At 71.7% G+C, this 26,901-nt stretch carries 19 protein-coding genes; 11 read left to right on the top strand and 8 right to left on the bottom strand.

Annotated features, from left to right (window positions below; genetic code table 11):
* Positions 1 to 180: 180 nt before the first annotated feature.
* Genes ACGF3I_RS29985 through ACGF3I_RS29965 form a run of 5 tightly spaced genes read right to left on the bottom strand, consistent with a single transcriptional unit; the run spans position 181 to position 5,614 of the window.
* Complete coding sequence (locus tag ACGF3I_RS29985) at positions 181 to 1,491, bottom strand: DUF58 domain-containing protein (protein WP_393137452.1); 1,311 nt, start codon at positions 1,489 to 1,491, stop codon at positions 181 to 183.
* 8 nt (positions 1,492 to 1,499) lie between these two features.
* Positions 1,500 to 2,483: an AAA family ATPase gene (locus tag ACGF3I_RS29980; protein WP_393137451.1), complete on the bottom strand. Its 984-nt coding sequence runs from the start codon at positions 2,481 to 2,483 to the stop codon at positions 1,500 to 1,502.
* On the bottom strand, positions 2,480 to 3,679 hold the full coding sequence (locus ACGF3I_RS29975) for a DUF4350 domain-containing protein (RefSeq protein WP_393137449.1): 1,200 nt from the start codon (positions 3,677 to 3,679) through the stop codon (positions 2,480 to 2,482). The genes ACGF3I_RS29980 and ACGF3I_RS29975 overlap by 4 nt, the downstream gene beginning before the upstream one ends.
* Positions 3,676 to 4,365 (bottom strand): DUF4129 domain-containing protein, encoded by a 690-nt coding sequence (locus ACGF3I_RS29970; RefSeq protein WP_393137447.1) that lies wholly within the window; start codon positions 4,363 to 4,365, stop codon positions 3,676 to 3,678. The genes ACGF3I_RS29975 and ACGF3I_RS29970 overlap by 4 nt, the downstream gene beginning before the upstream one ends.
* 4 nt (positions 4,366 to 4,369) lie before the next feature.
* A complete protein-coding gene (locus ACGF3I_RS29965; protein ID WP_393137445.1) occupies positions 4,370 to 5,614 on the bottom strand; it encodes a hypothetical protein in 1,245 nt (414 codons plus the stop codon).
* Positions 5,615 to 5,766: 152 nt separating this feature from the next.
* Here ACGF3I_RS29965 and mtnA point away from each other — a divergent pair, with 152 nt between their 5' ends.
* From mtnA to ACGF3I_RS29930, 7 genes are all read left to right on the top strand, one after another.
* Complete coding sequence (gene mtnA / locus ACGF3I_RS29960) at positions 5,767 to 6,909, top strand: S-methyl-5-thioribose-1-phosphate isomerase (RefSeq protein ID WP_393137443.1); 1,143 nt, start codon at positions 5,767 to 5,769, stop codon at positions 6,907 to 6,909.
* A 4-nt stretch (positions 6,910 to 6,913) separates the two neighbouring features.
* Positions 6,914 to 7,603 carry a two-component system response regulator MtrA gene (gene mtrA, locus ACGF3I_RS29955; protein ID WP_189389435.1) on the top strand — a complete coding sequence of 230 codons (690 nt, stop codon included), beginning with the start codon at positions 6,914 to 6,916 and terminating at the stop codon, positions 7,601 to 7,603.
* Position 7,604: 1 nt separating this feature from the next.
* Positions 7,605 to 9,608 carry an MtrAB system histidine kinase MtrB gene (gene mtrB, locus ACGF3I_RS29950; protein ID WP_393137441.1) on the top strand — a complete coding sequence of 668 codons (2,004 nt, stop codon included), beginning with the start codon at positions 7,605 to 7,607 and terminating at the stop codon, positions 9,606 to 9,608.
* On the top strand, positions 9,598 to 11,502 hold the full coding sequence (locus tag ACGF3I_RS29945) for an LpqB family beta-propeller domain-containing protein (RefSeq protein WP_393137439.1): 1,905 nt from the start codon (positions 9,598 to 9,600) through the stop codon (positions 11,500 to 11,502). The genes mtrB and ACGF3I_RS29945 overlap by 11 nt, the downstream gene beginning before the upstream one ends.
* Before the next feature lie 56 nt (positions 11,503 to 11,558).
* Positions 11,559 to 12,386: a ComF family protein gene (locus ACGF3I_RS29940; RefSeq protein WP_393137437.1), complete on the top strand. Its 828-nt coding sequence runs from the start codon at positions 11,559 to 11,561 to the stop codon at positions 12,384 to 12,386.
* A gap of 313 nt (positions 12,387 to 12,699) precedes the next feature.
* Complete coding sequence (hpf, locus tag ACGF3I_RS29935; RefSeq protein ID WP_393137435.1) at positions 12,700 to 13,389, top strand: ribosome hibernation-promoting factor, HPF/YfiA family; 690 nt, start codon at positions 12,700 to 12,702, stop codon at positions 13,387 to 13,389.
* A gap of 250 nt (positions 13,390 to 13,639) precedes the next feature.
* Positions 13,640 to 14,401 carry a response regulator gene (locus tag ACGF3I_RS29930; RefSeq protein ID WP_393137432.1) on the top strand — a complete coding sequence of 254 codons (762 nt, stop codon included), beginning with the start codon at positions 13,640 to 13,642 and terminating at the stop codon, positions 14,399 to 14,401.
* Positions 14,402 to 14,412: 11 nt separating this feature from the next.
* Here the strand turns inward: ACGF3I_RS29930 and ACGF3I_RS29925 are convergent, their stop codons facing one another.
* Together ACGF3I_RS29925 and ACGF3I_RS29920 are read right to left on the bottom strand one after the other, a co-directional pair.
* The gene (locus tag ACGF3I_RS29925; RefSeq protein ID WP_393137430.1) at positions 14,413 to 15,576 is read right to left on the bottom strand and encodes a winged helix-turn-helix domain-containing protein; all 1,164 of its coding nucleotides are present in this window, start codon (positions 15,574 to 15,576) and stop codon (positions 14,413 to 14,415) included.
* Positions 15,577 to 15,618: 42 nt separating this feature from the next.
* Entirely contained in the window at positions 15,619 to 16,191 is a 573-nt protein-coding gene (locus ACGF3I_RS29920) for a GNAT family N-acetyltransferase (RefSeq protein ID WP_393137428.1), read from the bottom strand.
* Positions 16,192 to 16,388: 197 nt separating this feature from the next.
* Between ACGF3I_RS29920 and secA the strand changes: the two genes are divergently transcribed.
* Positions 16,389 to 19,241, top strand: a complete 2,853-nt coding sequence (gene secA, locus ACGF3I_RS29915) for a preprotein translocase subunit SecA (RefSeq protein ID WP_393137426.1) — start codon at positions 16,389 to 16,391, stop codon at positions 19,239 to 19,241.
* 113 nt (positions 19,242 to 19,354) lie between these two features.
* Here the strand turns inward: secA and ACGF3I_RS29910 are convergent, their stop codons facing one another.
* Complete coding sequence (locus ACGF3I_RS29910; RefSeq protein WP_393137424.1) at positions 19,355 to 19,762, bottom strand: Rv3235 family protein; 408 nt, start codon at positions 19,760 to 19,762, stop codon at positions 19,355 to 19,357.
* A gap of 278 nt (positions 19,763 to 20,040) precedes the next feature.
* On the opposite strand from ACGF3I_RS29910, the gene ACGF3I_RS29905 reads away from it, so the two are divergent.
* From ACGF3I_RS29905 to ACGF3I_RS29895, 3 genes are all read left to right on the top strand, one after another.
* Positions 20,041 to 20,547, top strand: a complete 507-nt coding sequence (locus tag ACGF3I_RS29905; protein WP_393137422.1) for a DUF6912 family protein — start codon at positions 20,041 to 20,043, stop codon at positions 20,545 to 20,547.
* Positions 20,548 to 20,627: 80 nt separating this feature from the next.
* Positions 20,628 to 21,323 (top strand): HAD family hydrolase, encoded by a 696-nt coding sequence (locus ACGF3I_RS29900; RefSeq protein ID WP_393137420.1) that lies wholly within the window; start codon positions 20,628 to 20,630, stop codon positions 21,321 to 21,323.
* A 501-nt stretch (positions 21,324 to 21,824) separates the two neighbouring features.
* A complete protein-coding gene (locus tag ACGF3I_RS29895) occupies positions 21,825 to 26,825 on the top strand; it encodes an NAD-glutamate dehydrogenase (protein WP_393137417.1) in 5,001 nt (1,666 codons plus the stop codon).
* Positions 26,826 to 26,901: the final 76 nt, after the last annotated feature.

Raw genomic sequence — 26,901 nt, 5'->3', positions numbered from 1 at the left:
GGGGGACCCTGTGGGAGAGTAGGACGCCGCCGAACAAATTGTGGGGAAAGCCCCGCACCAGACCGTAAGGAATTACGGTCACGGTGCGGGGCTTTTTCGCGTTGTGGGGGCCTTTCAAGGTTGAAGCTGTGAGGACGGGGCCCCCGGTTCAGGTCCGGATGCCCCTTTGCCCTCCCTCTGCTACAGCCGTCCCGCCGCCTTCAGTTCGAGGTACGCATCCGCCAGCGCCGGCGCCAGGTCGTCCGGGGAGGCGTCCACGACTGTGGCGCCGTGACGCATGAGCTTCTCTGCCGTGAGCCTGCGCTGCTCTTGGGTCTGAGCGGCTGCAGCCGCTTCGTAGACGGAATCGAGATCGCCTCGCGCCTTCGACATCCGCTGGATGTGCGGGTCGCCGACCGAGGCCACCAACACCGTGTGCCGCTGCGTCAGTTGAGGGAGCACGGCAAGCAGGCCCTCTTCGGTGGCCGCCGTGTCGAGGCTGGTCAGCAGGACCAGCAGGGAGCGGCGCGGGGCATGGGCCAGGGCTGCCGCGCCGAGGCCGCGGGCGTCCGTTTCGATGAGGGACGGTTCGAGCGGCGCCATCGCGTTGACCAGTGCGGGCAGGAGCTCGCCTGCTGATCGGCCCTGGACGCGGGCCCGCACGCGGCGGTCGTACGCGAGGAGGTCGACCCGGTCGCCGACTCGGGAGGCGAGGACCGCGAGCAGTAGGCCCGCGTCCATGGCTGCGTCCAGGCGGGGCACATCACCAACGCGGCCGGCGGAGGTGCGGCCGGTGTCGAGGACGATGAGGACGTGGCGGTCCCGTTCGGGGCGCCAGGTGCGTACGGCGACGTTTGCCTGGCGGGCGGTCGCGCGCCAGTCGATGGAGCGGGTGTCGTCACCGGGGACGTATTCGCGGAGGCTGTCGAACTCGGTGCCCTCGCCCCGGGTCAACACGCTGGTGCGGCCGTCGAGTTCACGGAGCCGGGCCAGGCGTGACGGCAGGTGCTTGCGGCTGGTGAACGGGGGCAGGACGCGTACCGTCCAAGGGACCTGGTGGGTGCCTTGGCGCGCGGCCAGGTGGAGGGGGCCGTATGAGCGGACCGTGACGCGGTCCGCCTGGCGGTCGCCGCGGCGCGTCGGCTGCAGCGTTGTGGACAGGCGGGCGCGTTCGCCGGCGGGGATTGTCAGTGTGTGCCGGGATGCTGAGTGGTCGGTGCCGGACGGCCAACTGCTGGGCGGCCAGGCGTCCCTGAGCTGGGCGCGGAGGCGGCGGCTGGATGGATTGGTGAGGGTGAGGCCCACTGCGGCCGCGTCACCCAGTCGAACGGATGTATCACCGCTTCGAGTGAATCGGAGCTTTTGCACTGGCGCGGCGCATGCGTAGTCGCACAGAATTGCGAGTGCAAGGGGAGCGTTGACGGCGAGCATGCCGCTCCAGCTCGGGGCGAATACGCCCACGGGGATGGAGCCGAGGGCGGCCAGGAGTGCGGAGCGTCCGGTGAGGGCCATGAGTCGCCTCAGCGGGGCACGGGGACGTGGGCGAGCACCGAGGTGATGACGGAGTCGGCGGTGACGCCCTCCATCTCGGCTTCGGGGCGCAGGTGGATGCGATGGCGAAGTGTGGGGAGTGCCAGGGCTTTCACATCGTCCGGGATGACGTAGTCCCGGCCGGTGAGCCAGGCCCAGGCCCGGGCGGTGGAGAGCAGGGCGGTGGCGCCTCGTGGGGAGACTCCGAGGCTGAGTGAGGGGGATTCACGCGTGGCACGACAGATATCGACGACATAGCCGGTGATCTCGGCGGAGACCGCGGTCTTGGCGACGGCGGCGCGGGCGGCTTCGAGGTCGGCGGGGCCGGCCACCGGGCGCACGCCTGCGCCCGCGAGGTCGCGGGGGTTGAAACCGTTGGCGTGCCGTGACAGGACGTCGATCTCGTCCTGGCGCGAGGGCAGGGGCACGGTCAACTTCAGCAGGAAGCGGTCCAGTTGTGCCTCGGGGAGGGGGTACGTGCCTTCGTACTCGACCGGGTTCTGCGTGGCGGCGACCAGGAAGGGGTCGGGCAGGAGGCGCGGGGTGCCGTCGACCGTGACCTGACGCTCCTCCATGGCTTCTAGGAGGGACGACTGAGTCTTGGGCGGTGTCCGGTTGATCTCGTCCGCGAGCAGCAGGTTGGTGAAGACGGGACCGGGCTGGAAGGAGAACTCGGCCGTGCGGGCGTCGTAGATCAAGGAGCCCGTGACGTCGCTCGGCATCAGGTCGGGCGTGAACTGGACGCGCTTGGTGTCGAGTTCGAGGGATGCGGCCAGTGCGCGGACGAGCAGGGTCTTGGCGACGCCGGGCACGCCTTCGAGCAGGACGTGGCCGCGGCACAGCAGGGCGACGACGAGGCCGGTGACGGCGGAGTCCTGGCCGACCACGGCCTTGGCGATCTCTGCGCGCAGGGCTTCGAGGGAAGCGCGGGCGTCGTCCGGGTTCGCTGCGGTCTCCGGGGTGCGGTCGCTCATGAAGTGCGTACCTCTCTTTCGAGGGCGTCCAGTTCGTCCGCGAGGCGGACAAGTGCGGTGTCGTCGGCCGGGGTTGGGCCGAAGAGCGGGAAGTGGGGATCGCGGCCGGTGGCGGGGAGCCGGGCGGAGACGGCCGGGACGAGGACATCGGGGGAGTGCGCCGCGGAAGGGGCCACGCCCAGCAGGGGGGCCAGTCGGGCGCGGGCGGCCGAGCGGAGGGTGTCGGCCGCGCGGTCGCGGGCGTTCGCCTTGCGGTAGAGGCGGGCCCGGCCCTCGGTCGTCTCGGATGCGCGGATGGCGACCGGAAGTTGCTCGATGACGAGCGGCCCGAGTCGGCGGGCGCGCCAGATGGCGGCGAGCACGGCGGCGAGGGCGAGTTGGAGGGTGGCCCAGAGCCAGCCGGACGGGATCAGGTCGAAGAAGGAGCGCTGTCCGCCGTCGGTGGCGGACGCGTCGCCCAACGAGGGGAGGTACCAGACCAGATGAGGACGCGTGCCGAGCAATTGGAGGGACAGGGAGGCGTTGCCCTGCTCGTCCAGGCGGTGATTGAGCAGGATGTCGGGGGCGCCGAGCAGGACGGTGTCGCCTCCGTGTCCGGCAGGGGTGCGGAGCAGGGTGGGCAGGCCGTCGGCCGGGTAGCAGCCGTCGCTGTTCCCGTCGGGGGCGGCGTAGCGGACGCCGCCTGTGTCGGCGCGGCCCGCGCGGGTGGCGGCGGGCTGGGCGCAGCCGGGGGCCCGCGCCGCGACGGAGGCGGAGCCTTCGGCGTGTACGCCGGGGGCCAGCACGTCCAGGGACGGGGCGGTGGGGGCGATGAGGACCGTGCGGCCGCCGGAGTCCGCGGTGGCGGCGTGCAGTTGGCGCTGCTGGCCCGGGGTCAGGAGGTCGGGCTCCGTGACGAGGAGGGTGGTGCCGGGGCCGGCGGCGGCCGTCGCGTCGTCCAGAGTGGTGACCACTCGGGTGTCGACGCCCTGCGCCTTGAGGAGCTGGGCGACGGCGCGGCTGCCGTTCTGGTCGGCGGAGCGCGGGTCGAGGCTGCCGTGCCGGGAGTCGGAGTGCAGCGCGGCGATGGCGATGCCGGCCGCGATCAGGAGGGCGAGGGCGAGAACGAGGCCCCGGGTGCGGGTCCACAGCCGGCGGGGCGCGACCGTGGAGGAGGTGGGTGCGGCCGTGTCGGCGGCGGTCACGGTGGGGGTCATCGGGCGCCCCCGTGTATCGCCTCGCTCAAGGCGGGCCTGGTGCGTGCGAGGTCCTGGTCGAGGTCGCGCAGCCGCGTGTATGCCGCCTCGTCGGCGGTGCGGCCGCCGTATGTGACGTCGTCGAAGGATCGGGCCGCGAGGCGGAGCCGGTCGGCGTGGCCGGGCAGCGGTACGCCTGCTTCGGCTGCGGCCTCGTCGGCGGTGCGTCCGGGGCGCGGGTCGAGCAGCGCGCGTTCTTCGAGGGAGCGGACGAGGGCGCGCATCCGTTCCTGGACGGCCTCGTTCCAGCGGCGGGCCTCGGCGTGTGCCTCTGCCGCGGCGCGGTGTTCGGATGCGCTGCGCGGACGGTCGTCGAAGACGGTGCCGGGGGAGGTGACGGCCCGGCGCGGGGTGCCGAGCCGCCACCACAGGGCGGCGATCAGGGCGATGACCGCGAGGACGATCGCGATCAGGCCGAGCGGGCCGCCGGGGGCCGCCCCGGATGCCGAGTCGAAGAGTGATCCGACCCAGTCCCAGAACTTGTTGAGCGCGCGCTGGAGAAGGCTCGGGTCGTTCTGGTGGTATGCCGGGTCCGAGAGTTCGCGCCGGGCTGCCTCGCGGGCAGCGTCGCGTCCGATGTCGACCGGAGGCGTGGCGGATGCCCCGCCGAGCAGTCGTGCCGTGATGAAGCCCCCCGCTTCTGACACTGCATCAGCTCCCGGGTGTCTCGTAGCCGGGAACGCCCGCGGCGCGGCCGAGTTCGAGGTCGAGGGCCTCGCGGCGGATGCGCTGGTCGATGTAGAGCAGCACCGTGACGCCGGCCGCGATGGGGTAGCTGATGGCCGCGCCGATCACGGCTCCGATGCCGGAGATGATGAGGTAGGGCCAGCCGAAGTCGGGGGCGGTGCCGTCCAGGATGCCGTGGAAGGAACTGCTGTCCGTGGCCATCGCGGCGAAGGTGAACGGGATCGCGATGATCATCGACACGATGGCCACCAGGACCGACGTCAGGATCGTGACGCCGAAGATCCGCCACCAGGAGCCGTTGACGAGCTTGGCGGAGCGGCGCAGGGACTGCACGATGGTCTGGCGTTCCAGCATCAGCGCGGGAGAGGCGAGGCTGAAGCGGATGTAGAGCCACAGGGACACCACGGAGGTGGCGATCCCGCCCAGCACGGCCAGCGCCGCACCCGCGCCCCCGCCGATGAGCGCACCGGGCACGACGCCGACGGCGATGACGGCGCCACACAGCACGAACAGCAGGGTGAGCAGGCCGAAGAGGCTGAGCAGCCGGGGGCGTGCCTCGTTCCAGGCGTCACCCAGGCTCACCGGGCGTCCGAGGACGGAACGGCTGACCACGATGGTGAGGACGGCCGTGGTGAACAGGGTCGCGAACTGACCGATGACCAGGGGCGGAAGCAGGTCGACGAGGCTGGACTGCATCGCGTCGACGGCCTGGTTGAGGGCCTCGGTGCCGGTGGCGTTCGGATCGATGGAGGCCGGCTTCGGCAGGATGAAGCGAGTGGCGAGGATCTGGGCGATCTGGGCGATCACCGCGACAGTCAGCGTCAGGCCGAGGACGGTGCGCCAGTGGGCGCGGGCGGTGGAGACGGCGCCGTCGAGGATCTCGCCGATGCCCAGCGGGCGCAGCGGGATGACGCCCGGCCTGGCGGCGGGCGGGCGCCCGTAGTGCTGGTTCCAGTTGCCGCCCGGCGGTTGGCCGGGCACCTGACCCCAGCCGCCCTGACCCTGCGGCGGGCCGCTCCAGCCGGGCTGCGACGGCGGGGGCGCCTGTTCGGCGGCCGGCGAGGACCACTGGGCGGCCGGGGGCTGGTTCTGCGACCACTTCGAGGAGGCGCGGGCCCGGTCGGAGGATTCCGGAGCCGAGGGCGCGTCGGAGTTCTCGCCGTCGGAGGGGGCCGATCCGGGCGAGGCCCAGCCCGGAGAGTCGTTCACGGTCGTCCACCTCGTGGATTGGTCGCGGGACCGGCGGCAGACGCCGGCTCCTTCGGGTTGGCTGCCATGGTGTCACGTGGATCCCGGCCATGGACCTGCCGTATCCCGTTGGCACCTTCATTTGTCGGCGGCATCCGGGGCAGACTGGGCGGATGGCTGATCAGGACGTGCGAACGACCATGGGGCCCGGTTCTTCGGGCATACCGTCGCTGCGCTGGGACGAGCCGCCGGAGGGCCCCGTGCTGGTCCTCCTCGACCAGACGCGGCTGCCCGCCGAGGAGGTCGAGCTGGTCTGCACCGATGTGCCGGGCCTCGTGCTGGCCATCCAGCGGCTCGCGGTGCGCGGAGCCCCGCTGCTCGGCATCGCCGGCGCTTACGGGGTGGCGCTGGCCGCGGCCCGGGGTTACGACGTGGACGAGGCGGCGGCGCTGCTCGCGGGGGCCCGGCCCACCGCGGTCAACCTCGGGTACGGGGTGCGGATCGCGGCCGGGGCGTACCGGGCCGCGCTGGCGAAGGGCGCGGACGGGGCCGCCGCGGCGGCGCTGGCCGCCGCCAAGGAGCTCCATCGGGCGGACGCGGAGGGCAGCGCGCGGATGGCCCGCCACGGCCTCGCGCTGCTCGACGAGCTGCTGCCGGGCGGCAGCCACCGCATCCTCACGCACTGCAACACCGGGCGGCTGGTCTCCGGCGGTGAGGGCACCGCCTTCGCGGTGGCGCTCGCCGCGCACCGGGCGGGCCGGCTGCGGCGGCTCTGGGTCGACGAGACGCGGCCGTTGCTGCAGGGGGCGCGGCTGACGGCGTACGAGGCGGCCGGCCACGGCATGGCGTACAGCCTGCTGAGCGACAACGCGGCCGGCTCCCTGTTCGCGGCGGGCGAGGTGGATGCCGTACTCATCGGCGCCGACCGCATCGCGGCGGACGGCTCGGTGGCGAACAAGGTGGGCAGTTATCCGCTCGCCGTGCTCGCCAAGTACCACCACGTTCCGTTCGTGGTGGTCGCGCCGGTCACCACGGTGGACCTGGAGACCCCCGACGGTGCCTCCATCGAGGTGGAGCAGCGGCCCGGCCACGAGGTGACGGAGCTCACTGCGCCGCAGGTTCCGGGGGGTGGCTGGGGGTCGGTTTCCGGCCTCCCGGTGGCTCCGCTGGGGACCCAGGCGTACAACCCCGCCTTCGATGTGACACCGCCCGAACTGGTCACGGCGATCGTCACGGAGGAGGGGGTGCTGTCCCCGGTGACAGGGGGCGGGCTGAGGGAGCTATGTGCCAGGTCACGCCGGGTAACGATTAGCTAATGGGATGATGACGTTTATGAAGGGACGCGTCCTTGTCGTCGACGACGACACCGCACTGGCCGAGATGCTCGGCATTGTGTTGCGTGGAGAAGGTTTTGAGCCGTCGTTCGTAGCGGATGGCGACAAGGCACTGGCGGCATTCCGTGACGCCAAGCCCGACCTGGTGCTGCTCGATCTCATGCTGCCCGGACGGGACGGCATCGAGGTCTGCAGGCTGATCAGGGCCGAGTCGGGTGTGCCGATCGTCATGCTGACCGCCAAGAGCGACACCGTGGACGTGGTCGTGGGCCTGGAGTCCGGGGCCGACGACTACATCGTGAAGCCGTTCAAGCCGAAGGAGCTGGTCGCCAGGATCCGGGCCAGGCTGCGGAGGTCCGAGGAGCCGGCGCCCGAGCAGCTCGCCATCGGTGACCTGGTCATCGACGTGGCGGGACACTCGGTGAAGCGGGACGGGCAGTCGATCGCGCTGACCCCGCTGGAGTTCGACCTGCTGGTCGCGCTGGCCCGCAAGCCGTGGCAGGTGTTCACTCGAGAGGTACTGCTGGAACAGGTCTGGGGCTACCGTCACGCGGCGGACACCCGCCTGGTCAACGTCCATGTCCAGCGGCTTCGCTCGAAGGTCGAGAAGGACCCCGAGCGACCGGAGATCGTGGTGACCGTCCGCGGGGTCGGTTACAAGGCAGGACCGAGCTGAGATGACCCAAGAAGCTGGGCGCAAGACGTCCTGGGGCGGCCGGCTGCTCCAGGACGGAGCGCCCGGCGGTCCGGTGCTGCGCCTCGTCGTGCGCTGGCTGCGGCGCCCGCTGCTGCCCGCCGCACGGCTGTGGCGGCGCAACATCCAGCTGCGCGTGGTCGCGGCCACCCTCCTGATGTCGCTGGGCGTGGTCGTGCTGCTCGGCTTCGTCGTCATCGGCGCGGTGCGCAACGGCCTGCTGGAAACCAAGGAGAAGGCGGCCGAGAGCCAGTCGGCGGGCGGTTTCGCCGTCGCCAAGGACAAGGCCGGCACACCGGTCGGTTCCGGTGACGACAACACACCCGGCGGGCGGGGCTCCGGCTCCTCGGTCAGCTGGCGCAACGATCTGGTGACCCAGCTCGCGAGCAGCGGCCAGGGCGCCTTCTACGTCGTGGCCCTGGGCTCGGCCTCCACCGACTCCGACTCGGCGTCCAGCAACCGGGGGCCGCGCGCCTCCGGCTACGTGGACCCGCGGGCGAGCGTCCCGCAGAGCCTGCGCGACGACGTCGACCAGGGCACCGGTGCGTTCAAGACGTACACCTCGATCAAGTTCACCGACGGCCAGGAGGCCGAGCCCGGGCTCGTGGTGGGCACCCGGCTCAAGGACGTCGACGGGCAGTCCTACCAGCTCTACTACCTCTTCCCGCTGGTGCAGGAGGAGAAGTCGCTCACCCTGGTCAAGACGACGCTGGCGACCGCGGGTCTCTTCGTCGTGGTGCTGCTCGGGGCGATCGCCTGGCTCGTGGTGCGGCAGGTGGTCACGCCGGTGCGGATGGCGGCCGGAGTCGCCGAACGGCTCTCCACGGGCGTGCTCAGAGAGCGTATGAAGGTCACCGGCGAGGACGACATCGCCCGGCTCGGTGAGGCCTTCAACAAGATGGCGCAGAACCTCCAGCTCAAGATCAACCAGCTGGAGGAGCTGTCCCGGATGCAGCGGCGGTTCGTCTCCGACGTCTCGCACGAGCTGCGCACCCCGCTGACGACCGTGCGGATGGCCGCCGACGTCATCCACGAGGCCCGGGTCGACTTCGATCCGGTGACGGCCCGCTCGGCCGAGCTGCTCGCCGGGCAGCTAGACCGGTTCGAGTCGCTGCTGGCCGACCTCCTGGAGATCAGCCGCTTCGACGCGGGCGCGGCCGCCCTGGAGGCCGAGCCGATAGACCTGCGCGAGGTGGTGCGCCGGGTGATCGAGGGCGCCGAGCCGCTCGCCGAGCGCAAGGGCACCCGGATACGGACGGTCGGCGACGAGCAGCCCGTCGTCGCCGAGGCCGACGCCCGCCGTGTGGAGCGGGTGCTGCGCAACCTGGTCGTCAACGCCGTCGAGCACGGCGAGGGACGGGACGTGGTGGTGCGCCTCGCGGCGGCCGGCGGCGCCGTCGCGGTCGCGGTGCGCGACTACGGCGTCGGGCTCAAGCCCGGCGAGGCGACCCGGGTCTTCAACCGGTTCTGGCGGGCCGACCCGGCCCGCGCCCGCACTACCGGCGGCACCGGGCTCGGCCTGTCGATCGCGGTCGAGGACGCACGGCTGCACGGCGGCTGGCTCCAGGCCTGGGGCGAGCCGGGCGGCGGCTCCCAGTTCCGCCTCACCCTGCCGCGCACCGCGGACGAGCCGCTGCGCGGATCGCCGATACCGCTGGAGCCGGAGGATTCACGGGCCGCCCGCGAGCGCGCCAAGGCCGAGGCCGCGTCGGCGGGGGCGCAGGGCAACCGGCTGTCCACCGTGCCGATACCGCGACCGGACCGCTCCCCGCTGCCCGTGCCGCCCACCGCTCCGGTGCGCCCGCGCACCTCGGGCCCGGGGGCCAGCCCCGCCGGACTGCCCGGAGGCGGCGGCGGCCGGGTGGTGGCGCGGCGCCCCGACACCGAGCCGGGCGCCCGGCCCGCCGCGGCGGACGAGGACGGTGGGGCGGGCGCCGAGCGGCGCGTCGAGACGACTGACCAGGAAGGATCGGCCCGTGGGCGCTGACCGGGGGAGGGCCCGCGGCAAGCTGCTGGCAACGGTGGTCGTGCTGGGCAGCGGATCGCTGCTGGTGTCGGGCTGCGCGTCCATGCCGAGCAGCGGCGACGTGCACTCCGTCTCGGCCTCTCAGCGGGCCGACTCGCAGGTGCAGGTCTATGCCGTGCCGCCGCGCCCGGGAGCGGGCCCCAGCGAGATCGTCTCGGGCTTCCTTGAGGCGATGACCAGTGACGACCCGCAGTTCGCGATGGCCCGCCAGTACCTGACGCCGAAGGCCGCGATGGACTGGCGGGCGACCCGGGTCACCGTCCTGGCCGACGGCCCCGACCCGCAGCCCACCCGGGCCGCGGACCGCGGCGCGGACGCGAACGACTTCACCTTCACGGTCTCCGGCAAGCCCGTGGCCGTCGTCGACCAGCAGCACGCCTACAAGCCGGCCCGGCCGCAGGACACCTACAACCAGACCCTCCACCTGGTGCGCCAGAGCGGCGCCGACGGCACGGGCCGCGAGTGGCGCATCGACGCGCTGCCGGAGGGGCTGCTGCTCGGCCAGTCCGACTTCCAGCGCATCTACCGCTCCGTCAACAAGTACTACTTCGCGGCCGGGCAGGAGCGTCTGGTCGCCGACCCCGTGTACGTGCGGCTGCGCACCGACCCCGTGACGCAGATGAACCTGATCACGCAGACCGTGCAGTCGGTCCTCGACGGGCCGACGAGCTGGCTGAAACCGGTGGTCGATTCGAGGTTTCCCTCGGGTACCGCGCTGAAGGGCGACACCAAGTCGCTCGCCCTGGACGACCGCAACGCCCTGAAGGTGCCGCTGAACGAGCGGGCGTCCAACGCGGGCGAGGCGCAGTGCAAGGGCATGGCGGCCCAACTCCTGTTCACCCTGCGCGACTTGACGACGACACGGGTCGGCCAGGTGGAGCTCAACCGGGCCAACGGGTCCCAGCTGTGCGTGCTCAGCAGCGACCAGGCCGAGACGTACGCGCCCGACCGCATGTCGACCAGTCCCGGCCAGTACTTCGTGGACGCCGGCGGCCATGTCGAGCGGATGCGGGCCGACGCGGGAGGGTCGGGCGGGGCGGACGGCTCCGACAGCTCCGACGACACGGACGCCTCGGTGGTCACCGAGCCGGTGCAGGGCCCGTTCGGCAAGGGCGAGCAGCAGATGCGTACGGTCGCGGTCTCGCGGGACGAGAAGCGCGCGGCCGGAGTGTCGGCGGACGGCAGGTCCCTCTTTGTGGCCCCCCTCTCCGCCGGCGCCGCCCTGGTGCGCACGCCGGTGACCAGTGACGACAAGGACGCGAAGGACGGCGGCCTGTCGGCGCCCAGCTGGGACGGGCGCGGAGACCTGTGGGTGGCCGACCGCAACGCGGACAAACCGCGGCTGCTGCGCCTGGCGCACGGCACGGCGGCGCCCGAGACGGTCGACGTCGCAGGCCTCGACGGGGCGCGCGTCCAGCAGGTGCGGATGGCGGCGGACGGGGTGCGCGCCGCGCTCCTGGTGTCCGACGGCACCCGCACGACGCTGCGGATCGGGCGCGTCGAGCGGAGCGTCGAGAACGGCAAGCAGGTGGTCTCGGTGGACGAACTGCGCCCCGGAGCACCGCAGATGGAGGACGTGACGGCCGTGTCGTGGGCCGGGCGCAGCCGCCTCGTGGTGGTCGGCAAGGAGACCGGCGGCGTCTCGCAGCAGCTGCGGTACGTGCAGACGGACGGCTCGACCTCGGCCGCCGGCACCCTGCCGAGTGTCAACAAGGTCACGGACATCGCCGCCACCGACGACGACCGGATGCCTCTGGTCGCCCACTCGCAGGAGGACGGCATCGTCCGCCTGCCGCCGGGCGCGAACTGGCGCACGGCCGTCAAGAAGGGCTCGGCGCCCGCGTATCCGGGTTAGCCGGGAGTTGTCCACAGGGGTGGCGGGCCCCGGCCGCCATCGGCACAGTGGAGGTCATGCGGGGGTGGTGGCGGGAGTTCTCCGGCCTGGTGCTGCCGGCCTCGTGCGGCGGTTGCGGCAGGCCGCGTACGGCGTTGTGCGAGCGGTGCCGGGCGGCGCTTCTCGGCGCGCCCGCGCGCCGGGTACGGCCGGTGCAGGAGCCCGACGGGCTGCCGGCGGTGTTCGCGGCGGCGCGTTACGAGGACGCGGTGCGCGCCGTGCTGCTCGGCCACAAGGAGCGGGGCGCCCTCGCTCTCGCCGGGGTGCTCGGGCGGGCGCTCGCGGGCGCGGTCCGGGCGGCTGCCGGGCCCGGCGTGCGGGGCCCGTTGCTGCTCGTGCCGGTGCCGTCGTCCCGGCGCGCGGTGCGGGCCCGCGGGCACGACGCGACCCGGCGCATCGCGCTGGCCGCGGCCGGTGAGCTGCGGCGCGGCGGGGCGCAGGCCCGGGTGGCGGCGGTGCTGCGCCAGCGCCGCCAGGTGGCCGACCAGGCGGGCCTGAGAGCCCCGCAGCGGCTCGCGAACCTGTCGGGGGCCCTGATGGTGGCGGGCGGCGCCGAACGGCTCCTGAGGGGCGGCCAGGTGGTCCTGGTGGACGATCTGATGACCACCGGCGCATCCCTCGCGGAAGCGACGCGTGCGATCCGGGAGACGGGGGTAGGCGGTCCGCACACGGACGGTGCTGACGGAGATGGATGCCTCAGGCAGGGAATTCCGGGATTTTCCCCGGCGGGGGCTCCGTATCCACGGTGTGATCGCGGGACGGCACCGCGAATCCGCGGTGTTCCGTGCCCGGTCGCCGCGGTTGTCGCGGCCACTCCGGAATCGTTCGCAATAAACCGGAACTGACAGAGAAGTCGCATCGTTGCAGGTAGTGAGAGGGTCGAACCGCCCGAGTGGAGGTATGTGCGGGTAGCGGGTGCCGACAAGCGGCCGAGAGAGCTATGTTCGGTTGTGAGGAATGGCGAAAGCCCGTTCACTTAATGCACGACTGAGCTTCGGCGCGTTTTCACTTACCCCCGAGTCGGTGGGGTGGGGATCTTCTCGACGGGGGAGGAGGAGGTGATACGTCACCGAGTCCGACGCCCCGGCACTCACCGGGGTCTGGTGCAAAAGGGAGAGGCTCCGCCCGAGGCGGAGCGATCCGGGAACGGAGTTCTGCGTGGACATCGTCGTCAAGGGCCGCAAGACCGAGGTGCCCGAGCGGTTCCGCAAGCACGTGGCCGAGAAGCTGAAGCTGGAGAAGATCCAGAAGCTCGACGGCAAGGTAATCAGCCTCGACGTCGAGGTGTCCAAGGAACACAACCCGCGGCAGGCGGACCGCTCGGACCGGGTGGAGATCACCCTCCACTCGCGAGGCCCGGTGATCCGCGCGGAGGCGGCGGCAGCAGACCCGTACGCGGCGCTCGATCTGGCGACCGGCAAGCTGGAGGCGCGGCTGCGCAAGCAGCACGACAAGCGCTACACCCGCCGGGGCAACGGCCGGCTCTCGGCCGCCGAGGTCGTCGACGCCGTGCCGGGCGTGGCGCAGTTGAACGGAAACGGCGAGCTGGTGCCGACGGCGGAGGACGACGGCATCCCCACCACCAGGATCGGCTCGCTCGAGGTCAAGGGCGAAGGACCGCTGGTGGTCCGCGAGAAGACGCACACCGCGGCGCCGATGACGCTCGACCAGGCGCTCTACGAGATGGAGCTGGTCGGGCACGACTTCTACCTCTTCGTCGACTCCGAGACGAAGAACCCCAGTGTCGTCTACCGGCGGCACGCCTACGACTACGGCGTCATCCGCCTGGAGACCGACCCGCTCGCCGGTGAGGACGCCGGTGGCGCGGGCGGTGCGCTCGGCGGCTGACCCCGGCCCGCGCGGGCCTCGGTCCCGCCGCCGGCCGGAGCGTTGAACCTCCGGGCACGATGCGCCGTACCCATCGTTGATGGTGCCCCTGGAAGCCCTTGTGCGCCCCCAGGGGCACCACCGTGCGCCCACGGGAACGCCCTTCTGCCGACCGGGCATGAAATCATGGCGTCGCACGCCAACCTCGGCTCCCTGGAGCGTGGTTGGTGCAGCACACCAACTCGGGCCGCGGCCTTCAGGGGGAGGAACGATGGCGGACAGCTTCGGGCCGGTGCATCACGGTTCCCGGGCCGGCGGCCCGGACGGCGGGGACCGTGAGGCGGACCGGGAGCCGCTGGGCGGTTCCCGTGCGGAGCCGATCCGCGTCCTGGTGGTGGACGACCACGCGCTGTTCCGGCGGGGTCTGGAGATCGTGCTGGCGGCCGAGGAGGACATCCAGGTCGTCGGCGAGGCGGGGGACGGCGCGGAGGCGGTGGACAAGGCGGCCGATCTGCTGCCGGACATCGTGCTGATGGACGTGCGGATGCCCCGGCGCGGCGGCATCGAGGCCTGCACCTCCATCAAGGAGGTGGCTCCCAGCGCGAAGATCATCATGCTGACGATCAGCGACGAGGAGGCCGACCTCTACGACGCGATCAAGGCGGGGGCCACCGGCTATCTGCTGAAGGAGATCTCCACCGACGAGGTGTCGACGGCGATCAGGGCGGTGGCCGACGGCCAGTCGCAGATCAGCCCCTCCATGGCCTCCAAGCTGCTCACCGAGTTCAAGTCGATGATCCAGCGCACCGACGAGCGGCGCCTGGTGCCGGCGCCCCGGCTCACCGACCGCGAGCTGGAGGTGCTCAAGCTGGTCGCCACGGGGATGAACAACCGTGACATCGCCAAGGAGTTGTTCATCTCCGAGAACACCGTGAAGAACCATGTGCGCAACATCCTGGAGAAGCTCCAACTGCACTCCAGGATGGAGGCCGTGGTCTACGCGATGCGCGAGAAGATCCTGGAAATCCGCTAGCGGAGCCGCGCTCAGCCGGCCAGCGCCGCGGTGAGCGCCGCGGCTTCCCCCGGTGTCGCGGCCCGCTCCACGCGTACCGCGTCGCAGCCCACCCATGCGGCCGCCTCCAACAGGGCCTGTGCCATGGGCTCCACGGCCTTCGGTGACGCCAGGGAGACCTGCCGGGCGACCAGCGTGCGCCCCTCGCGCGCCGGGTCGACCCGGCCGACCAGCCGGCCGCCGGCGAGCAGCGGCATCGCGAAGTACCCGTGGATCCGCTTGGGTTTGGGGACGTAGGCCTCCAGGCGGTGGGCGAAGCCGAAGATCCGCTCGGTGCGCGCCCGTTCCCACACCAGGGAGTCGAACGGCGAGAGCAGGGTGGTGCGGTGACGGCCGCGCGGCACGGTGGCCAGCGCCGCCGGGTCGGCCCAGGCCGGCTTGGACCAGCCCTGCACGGTGACCGGCACCAGACCGGAATCGGCGACGACCGCGTCGAACTCCTCGGCCTTGAGGCGGTGGTAGTCCGCGATGTCCGCCCGGGTGCCCACCCCGAGCGACTGCCCCGCGAGCCGTACGAGCCGGCGCAGGCACTCGGCGTCGTCCAGGTCGTCATGGAGCAGGGTGTCCGGAATGGCGCGCTCGGCCAGGTCGTAGACGCGCTTCCAGCCGCGCCGCTCGGTGCAGACCACCTCGCCGTACATCAGGGCCCGCTCGACGGCGATCTTCGAGGCCGACCAGTCCCACCACTCGCCCTTGTTCTTGGCGCCGCCCAAGTCCGTGGCGGTGAGCGGGCCTTCGGCGCGCAGCTGCTTGATGACCTGTTCGTAGGCACCGTCGGGCAGTTCGTGCCCCCAGTGCGGGCGGGAGCGGTAGGCGCGGCGGCGGAACGCGAAGTGCGGCCACTCCTCGACGGGCAGCACACACGCCGCGTGCGACCAGTACTCGAAGGAGTGGCCACCGCTCCAGTACGCCTCCTCGACCGTGGCGCGGCCGACCGCGCCGAGCCGGGCGTACGGCACCAGTTCGTGCGAGCGGGCCAGTACGGAGATGGTGTCGAGCTGGACCGCGCCGAGGTGGCGCAGCACCCCGCGCACCCCGCCCCGCCGGTCGGGAGCGCCGAGGAAACCCTGGGCACGCAGGGCGATCCGGCTGGCCTCGTCGGCGGACAGTTCGGCGGCAGGAGGCAGGCTCGTCATGCTCCGCACGATAGTGGCCGCCACTGACAACCGGGCAGGGGATCAGTCGCGGGCGGGCAGGTACGGCAGCACGGCGGGCAGGCCCAGGTCCGCGGGGAGCAGGGAGGCGATCCAGCTGTCCCGCCGGGTGCCCCGGTGCACGGTCGCCGAGCGCAGCGTGCCCTCCATGGTGAAGCCGAGCTTGAGGGCGACGGCCCGCGAGGCCTCGTTGCCGGCCTCGGCCCGCCACTCGAGGCGGTCGACGGCGGCCGAGGTGAAGGCCCAGTGGGCCGCGCGGCCCGCCGCCTCGACCATGTAGCCGCGGCCCCGGTACTCCTTGGCGGCCCAGAAGCCGAGCTCCGCGTGGCCCGGCCCGCGCCGCGTCACGCCGACCATGGCGATCGGGCCGGCGCCGTCGGCGGTGAGGACGGCGAAGGTGTAGTCGCTGTCGTCGCGCCAGCCGTCGGGCCCGTAGGAGGAGGTGAAGGCCTCCGCGTGCTCGCGCAGGTACGGCGAGGGGACGGTCGTCCAGCGTTGGATGTCCGGGTCCTGGCAGGCCCGGTACACGGTGTCGGCGTCCTGGGGGCCCACGGGGCGCAGCAGCAGGCGTTCGGTGGTGAGCGTTACGGGGTCCATCGCCCGATTCTCCGCGAGGGCCGCCGGGGGAACCACCTCATTTCTCCGCCCGCCCGGCACCTTCGGCCGGTCCCGTCCGTTGTCGTAACGGCAGACCTCCCGGCGCGGCCGGGTCCTCGCATACGATGACCGTTGCTGTACCCACACCCATAGCCACTCGACCGCGCCAGGCCCGACCGGCAAGGAGACCAACCCCCGTGTCCGTCCTCTCAAAGATCATGCGTGCAGGCGAAGGCAAGATCCTGCGCAAGCTGCACCGCATCGCGGACCAGGTCAACTCCATCGAAGAGGACTTCGTCAACCTCTCCGACGCCGAGCTGCGTGCCCTCACCGACGAGTACAAGCAGCGGTATGCCGACGGCGAGAGCCTGGACGACCTGCTCCCCGAAGCCTTCGCGACCGTGCGCGAGGCCGCCAAGCGCGTCCTCGGCCAGCGCCACTACGACGTCCAGATGATGGGTGGCGCCGCGCTGCACCTCGGCTACGTCGCCGAGATGAAGACCGGCGAGGGCAAGACCCTCGTCGGCACGCTGCCGGCCTATCTGAACGCGCTGTCCGGCAAGGGCGTGCACCTGATCACGGTCAACGACTACCTGGCCGAGCGCGACTCCGAAATGATGGGCCGGGTGCACAAGTTCCTCGGTCTCGAGGTCGGCTGCATCCTCGCCAACATGTCGCCCGCCGAGCGCCGGGCCCAGTACAACTGCGACATCACGTACGGCACGAACAACGAGTTCGGCTTCGACTACCTGCGCGACAACATGGCGTGGGCCCAGGACGAGCTGGTCCAGCGCGGCCACAACTTCGCGATCGTCGACGAGGTCGACTCGATCCTGGTCGACGAGGCCCGTACGCCGCTGATCATCTCCGGCCCCGCCGACCAGGCCACCAAGTGGTACGGCGACTTCGCCAAGCTGGTGACCCGCCTGACCAAGGGCGAGGCGGGCAACCCGCTGAAGGGCATCGAGGAGACCGGCGACTACGAGGTCGACGAGAAGAAGCGCACCGTCGCCATCCACGAGCCGGGCGTCGCCAAGGTCGAGGACTGGCTGGGCATCGACAACCTCTACGAGTCGGTGAACACCCCGCTCGTCGGTTACCTGAACAACGCCATCAAGGCGAAGGAACTGTTCAAGAAGGACAAGGACTACGTCGTCATGGACGGCGAAGTCATGATCGTCGACGAGCACACCGGCCGTATCCTCGCCGGCCGTCGCTACAACGAGGGCATGCACCAGGCGATCGAGGCGAAGGAAGGGGTGGACATCAAGGACGAGAACCAGACGCTCGCCACGATCACCCTGCAGAACTTCTTCCGCCTCTACAAGCGCCAGGACCAGCAGGGCAAGGAGGTCCCGGGCCTGTCCGGCATGACCGGTACGGCGATGACCGAGGCCGCCGAGTTCCACCAGATCTACAAGCTGGGCGTCGTCCCGATCCCGACCAACCGGCCGATGGTCCGCAAGGACCAGTCCGACCTGATCTACCGCACCGAGGTCGCCAAGTTCGAGGCGGTCGTCGACGACATCGCCGAGAAGCACGAGAAGGGCCAGCCGATCCTGGTCGGCACCACCTCGGTCGAGAAGTCCGAGTACCTCTCGCAGCAGCTCTCCAAGCGCGGCATCCAGCACGAGGTGCTCAACGCCAAGCAGCACGACCGGGAGGCGACCATCGTCGCCCAGGCCGGCCGCAAGGGCGCCGTGACCGTGGCCACCAACATGGCCGGACGAGGCACCGACATCAAGCTCGGCGGCAACCCGGACGACCTCGCCGAGGCCGAGCTGCGCCAGGCCGGTCTCGACCCGGTCGAGCACGTCGAGGAGTGGGCCGCCGCGCTGCCCGCCGCCCTGGAGAAGGCCGAGCAGGCCGTCAAGGCCGAGTTCGAAGAGGTCAAGGAGCTCGGCGGCCTCTATGTGCTCGGCACCGAGCGGCACGAATCGCGGCGCATCGACAACCAGCTGCGCGGCCGCTCCGGCCGCCAGGGCGACCCGGGTGAGTCCCGCTTCTACCTGTCGCTCGGCGACGACCTGATGCGCCTGTTCAAGGCGCAGATGGTCGAGCGCGTCATGGCGATGGCGAACGTGCCGGACGACGTGCCGATCGAGAACAAGATGGTCACGCGCGCCATCGCCTCCGCCCAGTCGCAGGTCGAGCAGCAGAACTTCGAGACCCGCAAGAACGTCCTGAAGTACGACGAGGTGCTCAACCGCCAGCGCGAGGTCATCTACGGCGAGCGCCGCCGCGTCCTGGAGGGCGAGGACCTGCACGAGCAGATCCGGCACTTCATGGACGACACGATCGACGCCTACATCCAGGCCGAGACGGTCGAGGGCTTCGCCGAGGAGTGGGACCTGGACCGGCTGTGGGGCGCCTTCAAGCAGCTCTACCCGGTGAAGGTCACGGTGGAGGAGCTGGAGGAGGCCGCGGGCGACCGGGCCGGCATCACCGCCGAGTTCATCGCCGAGTCCGTCAAGGACGACATCTACGAGCAGTACGCCTCCCGCGAGGAGCAGCTCGGCTCGGACATCATGCGCGAGCTGGAGCGCCGCGTGGTCCTGTCGGTCCTGGACCGCAAGTGGCGCGAGCACCTCTACGAGATGGACTACCTCCAGGAGGGCATCGGCCTGCGGGCCATGGCGCAGAAGGACCCGCTGGTCGAGTACCAGCGCGAGGGCTTCGACATGTTCAACGCCATGATGGAGGGCATCAAGGAGGAGTCCGTCGGCTATCTGTTCAACCTGGAGGTCCAGGTCGAGCAGCAGGTCGAGGAGGTCCCCGTGGCGGACTCCGTGCTCGCCGACGCACCCTCGCTCACCAAGGAGGACACCATCCCGGCGGCGCGCCCCGAGATCCGTGCCAAGGGCCTGGACGCTCCGCAGCGCCCCGACCGGCTGCACTTCTCGGCGCCGACGGTGGACGGCGAGGGCGGGGTCGTCGAGGGCGACTTCTCCAACGGCGACGACTCGGCCCGCTCGGAGGCGGACGGCATGACCCGCGCCGAGCGCCGCAAGGCCCAGAAGACGACGGGCGGCCGTCGCCGCAAGAAGTGACCGCCGCGGGGTGTGACCGCCGCGAGACGTGACCGTCGCGAGACGGACGCCTCGCGACGGGTCCAGCGCGAAGACCGAGGGGCCCGGCACCGGGAAGGTGGCGGGCCCCTCGGCTATGCCGGGACGCGTTCGCCGCCGAGCTCGACGGCGGCGCACCGCCAGCGCAGATCGGCGCCGCGCTCCAGACGGAAGGCCATGGCGCGCACCTGCTCGCCCGCGGCGATGCAGGCGGCCACCTCGACGATGCCGTGGGCCGGCGGGGCCGCGCGCAGGGACCGTACGACCGGGCGGGCGCCGCGGGTGCGGAACGGCGTGCGCGGGGCGAGGCGGACCAGCTGCTCGTAGGCCTCCCCGACGGTGAGACCGAGCATCCAGTGCACCGGGCGCTCGCCGCTGAGCACCGCGAGCAGCCGCTGGGCGAACAGCTCGTGCGGGGCCAGGCGCTGTGGTCGCCGGGTGCCGGTGCCGCCGGGCCTGCGCTGGTCACCGCGTCCCGCCGGTCCTGTCGTGGTCCCGCTCATGGCTGCCGCCTCCTTCGATACCAGTGGGTAACTTCTTGTTGGGGATCTTGTACGGGGACGGCGGGAGGGCCCGCAAGGAGCGGACCGGGGTGCGGCGCGAACGCGGGTGTTCACCTATCCGGATGAGCGGCCCGAACGTCTTCGCAGGTGGGGACGGTCCACCGGGCTCTGCTGGGAGGTGGCCGTACGCCGGCACCGGCAGCTCGAAGGGGGACTCCCGCGCGTATCCTGAAGCCGTCTCGCAAGCGGCTGGGACGACGAGAAGAGAGCGGTCCGACATGCGCGTCTACGTACCCCTGACCATCTCCGGTCTCGCGGCGGCCCACGGCGCCGGAGAGCTCGGCCCCGGGCCGCTCACCGCCTACGGCGTCACGCCCGGCCTGCGCGAGTGGTACGTCTCGGACGACATCGAGGAGCTGGAGTACGCGGCGCTCAGCCGGGCCGCAGCCGCCTCGCTGCGGCTGCTCGCCGGGGAACCGGGCACGGCCAGGCGCCGTGTCGTCGTCGCCGTCGACGTGCCGGACACTGCCGTCACCGCCGACCCGGACGGCGCGCTGCACGCGAGCTCGGTGGGCGAGGTCCGCATCGCCTCCCCGGTGGCGCTGGCCAAGGCCGCCGCCGTGCACGTCGACGCCGAGGACGCGGTGGCCGATGTGACGGCCGCGGCCGAGGCGCTGGGCGCCGCCGACCACGGCGACGACGACGCGCAGTTCACCGTGGACGGCGCCGAGGACCACGAGCTGCTGTGGTTCGGCGTGCAGGAGATCCCGCACCTCATCGCCTGACCTGCGGGAACGGCCCACCGCGAGCTGCGCCGCGACCACCTGCGCGGTCGACTGTCAGTGGGGGTGGGTACCGTTTCGGCATGGGGAACGGCACGCGGGGCACGGGGAAGGGTCCGACACATCTGGTGTGGGACTGGAACGGCACACTGCTCGACGACAACGTCGCGGTCATCGAGGCGACCAACGCCGCCTTCGCGGAGCTCGGCCTCGAGCCCATCACGCTGGAGCGCTACCGCGATCTGTACTGCGTCCCGATCCCCCGCTTCTACCAGCGCCTCCTCGGCCGGCTGCCCACCGACGACGAGTGGCTGGTGATGGACGCCGCCTTCCACCGGCAGTACTGGACGCGCGCCGAGTCCTGCGGCCTCACCGAGGGCGCGGCCGAGCTGCTCGCCGCGCGCCGGGCGGCCGGTCTCGGCCAGTCGCTGCTGTCCATGGCGCCGCACGAGCACCTGGTGCCGATCGTGCGCCGGCACGGCATCACCGAGCACTTCCTGCGGGTGGACGGGCGCACCGGCCCCTCGCACGGCAGCAAGGCCGAGCACATGGTGCGCCATCTGACCGCGCTGCGGGTGACGCACCCCGAGATATCCGGCGAGCGCCTCGTGGTGATCGGGGACGCGGTGGACGACGCCGTGGCCGCCGCGGCCGTCGGTGCGAAGGCGGTGCTCTACACCGGCGGCTCGCACAGCCGGGCCAGCCTGGCCGCGGCGGGCGTCCCGGTGGTCGACACCCTGGCGGAGGCCGTCGCGGTGGCCGAGAACCTGATGGCCTGAACGGACCGACCGGAACCGGCCAGACGGACCGGGCGGGCCGGCCGGACGGGGCGGACGGGGGCCGGGCCGCGGGAGCCGCACGGGACGGCCGGGAGGAGGCCGGCCCCGGCGTCAAGTCGCCAGGTCGGGGGCCCGGCGGGCCCGGGGCCGATTTCCGTCGCCGCGTCGCTGTCCAGAGTGTCAAACTTCGGACCCAGCTTTTGTACACATAAGGCTCATGACGGTTCGGGGGGAAGGGGCGATAGCCTTGTCCCGTGATCAGCGCGATATGCCGCGGGGGCACTGCTGCCCCTGCCCTGCGCCCGGAGCGCCTCGGCGCCCGGGCAGTCGCTGATTCCTTCCACCCGGAATCAAGGCCCGACGCCACAAAATTGGCCGGTAAGCGCCCGGGTATCTCTCATCGCGGCATAGCGTCGACCCCGACCGGACACCCCGCGTCGTGGCGTTGCGCCGCTTCTTTCCCCTACGTCACGCAACGGCGCGCGACAGGAGCCAGAGGACATGCAGACCAAGCTGGACGAAGCCAAGGCCGAGCTGCTCGCACGGGCGGCCCGGGTAGCTGAGAACAGCCCGGCCGGGGGGCCCGGACGCCTGGGGGACACCCCCCGGAGCGACCGGGCGGCCACGACCGGGGCCACGAGCGAGGAAGGTCCCGACCAGGGCGTCCTCCTCGGGTACCTCCAGCGCTACTACCTGCACACCGCTCCCGAGGACCTGGCCGACCGCGACCCGGTCGACGTCTTCGGCGCAGCGCTCTCCCACTACCGCCTGGCGGAGAACCGGCCGCAGGGCACCGCCAACGTCCGGGTGCACACCCCGACCGTCGAGGAGAACGGCTGGACCTGCAGCCACTCCGTCGTCGAGGTCGTCACCGACGACATGCCCTTCCTGGTCGACTCGGTCACCAACGAGCTGTCCCGGCAGAACCGCGGCATCCATGTGGTGATCCACCCGCAGATCGTCGTGCGCCGTGACCTGACCGGCAAGCTCATCGAGGTGCTCGACACCGGCGGCCAGACCGCCGAGCTGCCGCACGACGCGCTCACCGAGTCCTGGATCCACGTCGAGATCGACCGCGAGACCGACCGCGCCGACCTCAAGCAGATCACCGCCGATCTGCTGCGGATCCTGTCCGACGTCCGCGAGGCCGTCGAGGACTGGGAGAAGATGCGCGACGCCGCGCTGCGCATCGCCGACGAGCTGCCCAAGGAGCCCAAGGCCGGCGACCTGCCCGACCAGGACGTCGACGAGACCCGCGAGCTGCTGCGCTGGCTCTCCAGCGACCACTTCACCTTCCTCGGCTACCGCGAGTACCAGCTCACCGACGACGACTCGCTGGCCGCCGTCCCCGGCACCGGCCTCGGCATCCTGCGCTCCGACCCACAGCACGACGTGGACGGCGAGGGAGAGGTCCACCCCGTCTCGCCGTCCTTCAGCCGGCTGCCCGCCGACGCCCGGGCCAAGGCCCGCGAGCACAAGCTGCTCGTGATGACCAAGGCCAACAGCCGCTCCACCGTGCACCGGCCGTCCTACCTGGACTACGTCGGCGTGAAGAAGTTCGACGAGCAGGGCAACGTGGTCGGCGAGCGCCGCTTCCTCGGCCTGTTCTCCTCCGCCGCGTACACCGAGTCGGTGCGCCGGGTGCCGGTCGTGCGCCGCAAGGTCGAGGAGGTCCTGCGGGGCGCCGGCTTCTCGCCCAACAGCCACGACGGCCGCGACCTGCTCCAGATCCTGGAGACCTACCCGCGCGACGAGCTGTTCCAGACCCCGGCCGACCAGTTGCGCTCCATCGTCACCTCGGTCCTGTACCTCCAGGAGCGGCGCCGGCTGCGCCTGTACCTGCGCCAGGACGAGTACGGCCGCTACTACTCGGCGCTGGTCTACCTGCCGCGCGACCGCTACACCACGGGCGTGCGCCTGCGGCTCATCGACATCCTCAAGGAGGAGCTCGGCGGCACCAGCGTCGACTTCACCGCCTGGAACACCGAGTCGATCCTGTCGCGGCTGCACTTCGTCGTGCGCGTCCCGGCCGGCACCGTGCTCACCGAGCTCACCGACGCCGACTCCGAGCGCATCGAGGCCCGCCTCGTCGACGCCGCCCGTTCCTGGGCCGACGGCTTCTCCGACGCGCTGAACGCCGAGTGCGGCGAGGAGCGCGCCGCCGAGCTGCTGCGCCGCTACGGCCACGCCTTCCCCGAGGGCTACAAGGCCGACCACTCCCCGCGCGCGGCCGTCGCCGACCTCGTGCACCTGGAGCAACTCACGCACGGGCGGCGGGACTTCGCGCTCTCCCTGTACGAGCCGGTCGGCGCGGCCCCCGGCGAGCGCCGCTTCAAGATCTACCGGATCGGCGAGCAGGTCTCGCTCTCCGCGGTGCTCCCGGTGCTCCAGCGCCTGGGCGTCGAGGTCACCGACGAGCGCCCCTACGAGCTGCGCTGCGCGGACCGTACGCACGCCTGGATCTACGACTTCGGCCTGCGCATGCCGAAGAAGCTCAACGGCTCCGGGGACTACCTGGCCGACGACGCCCGCGAGCGCTTCCAGGAGGCCTTCGCCGCCACCTGGACGGGCGCGGCCGAGAACGACGGCTTCAACTCCCTGGTGCTGGGCGCCGGTCTCAGCTGGCGCCAGGCGATGGTGCTCCGCGCCTACGCCAAGTACCTGCGCCAGGCGGGCTCCACCTTCAGCCAGGACTACATGGAGGACACCCTCCGCGACAACGTCCACACCACCCGGCTGCTGGTCTCGCTCTTCGAGGCGCGGCTCGCGCCGGAGCGCCAGCGCGCCGGCACCGAGCTGATCGACGGCCTGCTCGAAGAGCTGGACGGCGCGCTCGACCAGGTGGCCAGCCTGGACGAGGACCGCATCCTGCGTTCCTTCCTCACCGTCATCAAGGCGACGCTGCGCACCAACTTCTTCCAGAAGACGGCGGAGGGCACCCCGCACGCCTACGTCTCGATGAAGTTCGACCCGCAGGCGATCCCCGAACTCCCGGCGCCCCGCCCGGCGTTCGAGATCTGGGTGTACTCGCCGCGCGTCGAGGGCGTCCACCTGCGCTTCGGCAAGGTCGCCCGCGGTGGTCTGCGCTGGTCCGACCGGCGTGAGGACTTCCGCACCGAGATCCTCGGCCTGGTCAAGGCGCAGATGGTGAAGAACACGGTGATCGTGCCGGTCGGCGCCAAGGGCGGCTTCGTCGCCAAGCAGCTGCCCGACCCGTCGGTGGACCGCGACGCCTGGCTCGCCGAGGGCATCGCCAGCTACAAGACGTTCATCTCGGCGCTGCTCGACATCACGGACAACCTGGTCGCGGGCGAGGTCGTCCCGCCGGCCGACGTGGTGCGCCACGACGAGGACGACACCTATCTGGTGGTCGCCGCCGACAAGGGCACCGCGACGTTCTCGGACATCGCCAACGACGTGGCGATCAGCTACAACTTCTGGCTCGGCGACGCGTTCGCCTCCGGCGGCTCCGCCGGATACGACCACAAGGGCATGGGCATCACCGCCCGCGGCGCCTGGGAGTCCGTGAAGCGGCACTTCCGCGAGCTGGGCCACGACAGCCAGAGCGAGGACTTCACGGTCGTCGGCGTCGGCGACATGTCGGGCGACGTGTTCGGCAACGGCATGCTGCTGTCCGAGCACATCCGCCTGGTGGCCGCCTTCGACCACCGCCACATCTTCCTCGACCCGAACCCGGACGCGGCCACCTCCTACGCCGAGCGCCGCCGCCTGTTCGACCTGCCGCGCTCCAGCTGGGCCGACTACGACAAGGACCTGCTCTCCGCGGGCGGCGGCATCCACCCCCGCACCGCGAAGTCGATCCCGGTGAACGCCCACGTCCGCGAGGCCCTCGGCATCGCCCCCGGCATCACCAAGCTGACCCCGGCCGATCTGATGCAGGCCATCCTCAAGGCGCCGGTCGACCTGCTGTGGAACGGCGGCATCGGCACGTACGTGAAGTCCTCCGCCGAGTCCAACACGGACGTCGGCGACAAGGCCAACGACGCGATCCGCGTCAACGGCGAGGACCTGCGGGTCAAGGTCGTCGGCGAGGGCGGCAACCTGGGTCTGACCCAGCTCGGCCGCATCGAGTTCGACCGCAAGGGCGGCCCCGACGGCGACGGCGGCAAGGTCAACACCGACGCCATCGACAACAGCGCGGGCGTCGACACCTCCGACCACGAGGTGAACATCAAGATCCTGCTCAACGGTCTCGTCACCGACGGCGACATGACCGTCAAGCAGCGCAACAAGATCCTCGCCGCGATGACCGACGAGGTCGGCGACCTGGTGCTGCGCAACAACTACGCGCAGAACGTGGCGCTCGCCAACGCGGTCGCCCAGTCGCCCTCGCTGCTCCACGCCCACCAGCGCTTCATGCGCCGCCTGGGCCGCGACGGCCACCTGGACCGGGCGCTGGAGTTCCTGCCCAACGACCGCCAGATCCGCGAACTGCTCAACGGCGGCAAGGGGCTCAGCCAGCCCGAGCTCGCGGTGCTCCTCGCGTACACCAAGATCACGGTGGCCGACGAGCTGATCCACACCGACCTGCCCGACGACCCGTACCTGGCGGGGCTGCTGCACGCCTACTTCCCGCGGCAGCTGAGCGAGAAGTTCGCCGAGGCGGTCGACGGGCACGCGCTGCGCCGCGAGATCATCACCACGGTCCTGGTCAACGACACCGTCAATCTGGGCGGTTCGACCTTCCTGCACCGGCTGCGCGAGGAGACCGGCGCCTCGCTGGAGGAGATCGTGCGGGCGCACGCCGCGGCCCGCGCCATCTTCCGCGTGAACGAGGTGTGGGACGCGGTCGAGGCGCTCGACAACAAGGTCGACGCCGATGTGCAGACCCGCATCCGGCTGCACTCGCGCCGCCTGGTGGAGCGCGGCACCCGCTGGCTGCTCAACAACCGCCCGCAGCCGCTCCAGATCGCCGAGACCATCGAGGACTTCTCGGCGGGCGTGACCCAGGTGTGGGACGCGCTGACCGGCCTGCTGCGCGGCGCCGACGTCGAGTGGCACCAGAACATCCTGGACGAGCTGACCGGGGCGGGCGTGCCCGAGGACCTGGCGCGGCGCGTCGCCGGGTTCTCCTCGGCCTTCCCGGCGCTCGACATCGTGGCCATCGCGGCCCGCACCGGCAAGGAGCCGCTCCAGGTCGCCGAGGTCTACTACGACCTCGCCGACCGGCTGCGCATCACCCAGCTGCTCGACCGCATCATCGAGCTGCCGCGGGCCGACCGCTGGCAGTCGATGGCGCGTGCCGCGATCCGCGAGGACCTGTTCGCGGCGCACGCGGGCCTGACCCAGGACGTGCTGTCGGTCGGCAACGGCACCACCTCCCCCGAGCAGCGCTTCAAGGCGTGGGAGGAGAAGAACGCGGCGATCCTGGGCCGCGCCCGCACCACCCTGGAGGAGATCCAGTCCTCCGACGCGTTCGACCTCGCGAACCTCTCGGTCGCGATGCGGACCATGCGGACGCTGCTGCGCACGCACAGCTAGCGGCCGTACACCGCTGAACGCGGGGGCGCCCACCGTTGCGACGGTGGGCGCCCCTTCGCGTGCGGAGGCCGGGCCG

The organism is Streptomyces sp. NPDC048111 (genome assembly GCF_043202815.1).
Lineage (GTDB): Bacteria > Actinomycetota > Actinomycetes > Streptomycetales > Streptomycetaceae > Streptomyces.
Note: the sequence above shows the minus strand (reverse complement) of the source record. Positions and strands in the feature narration are given on the sequence as shown.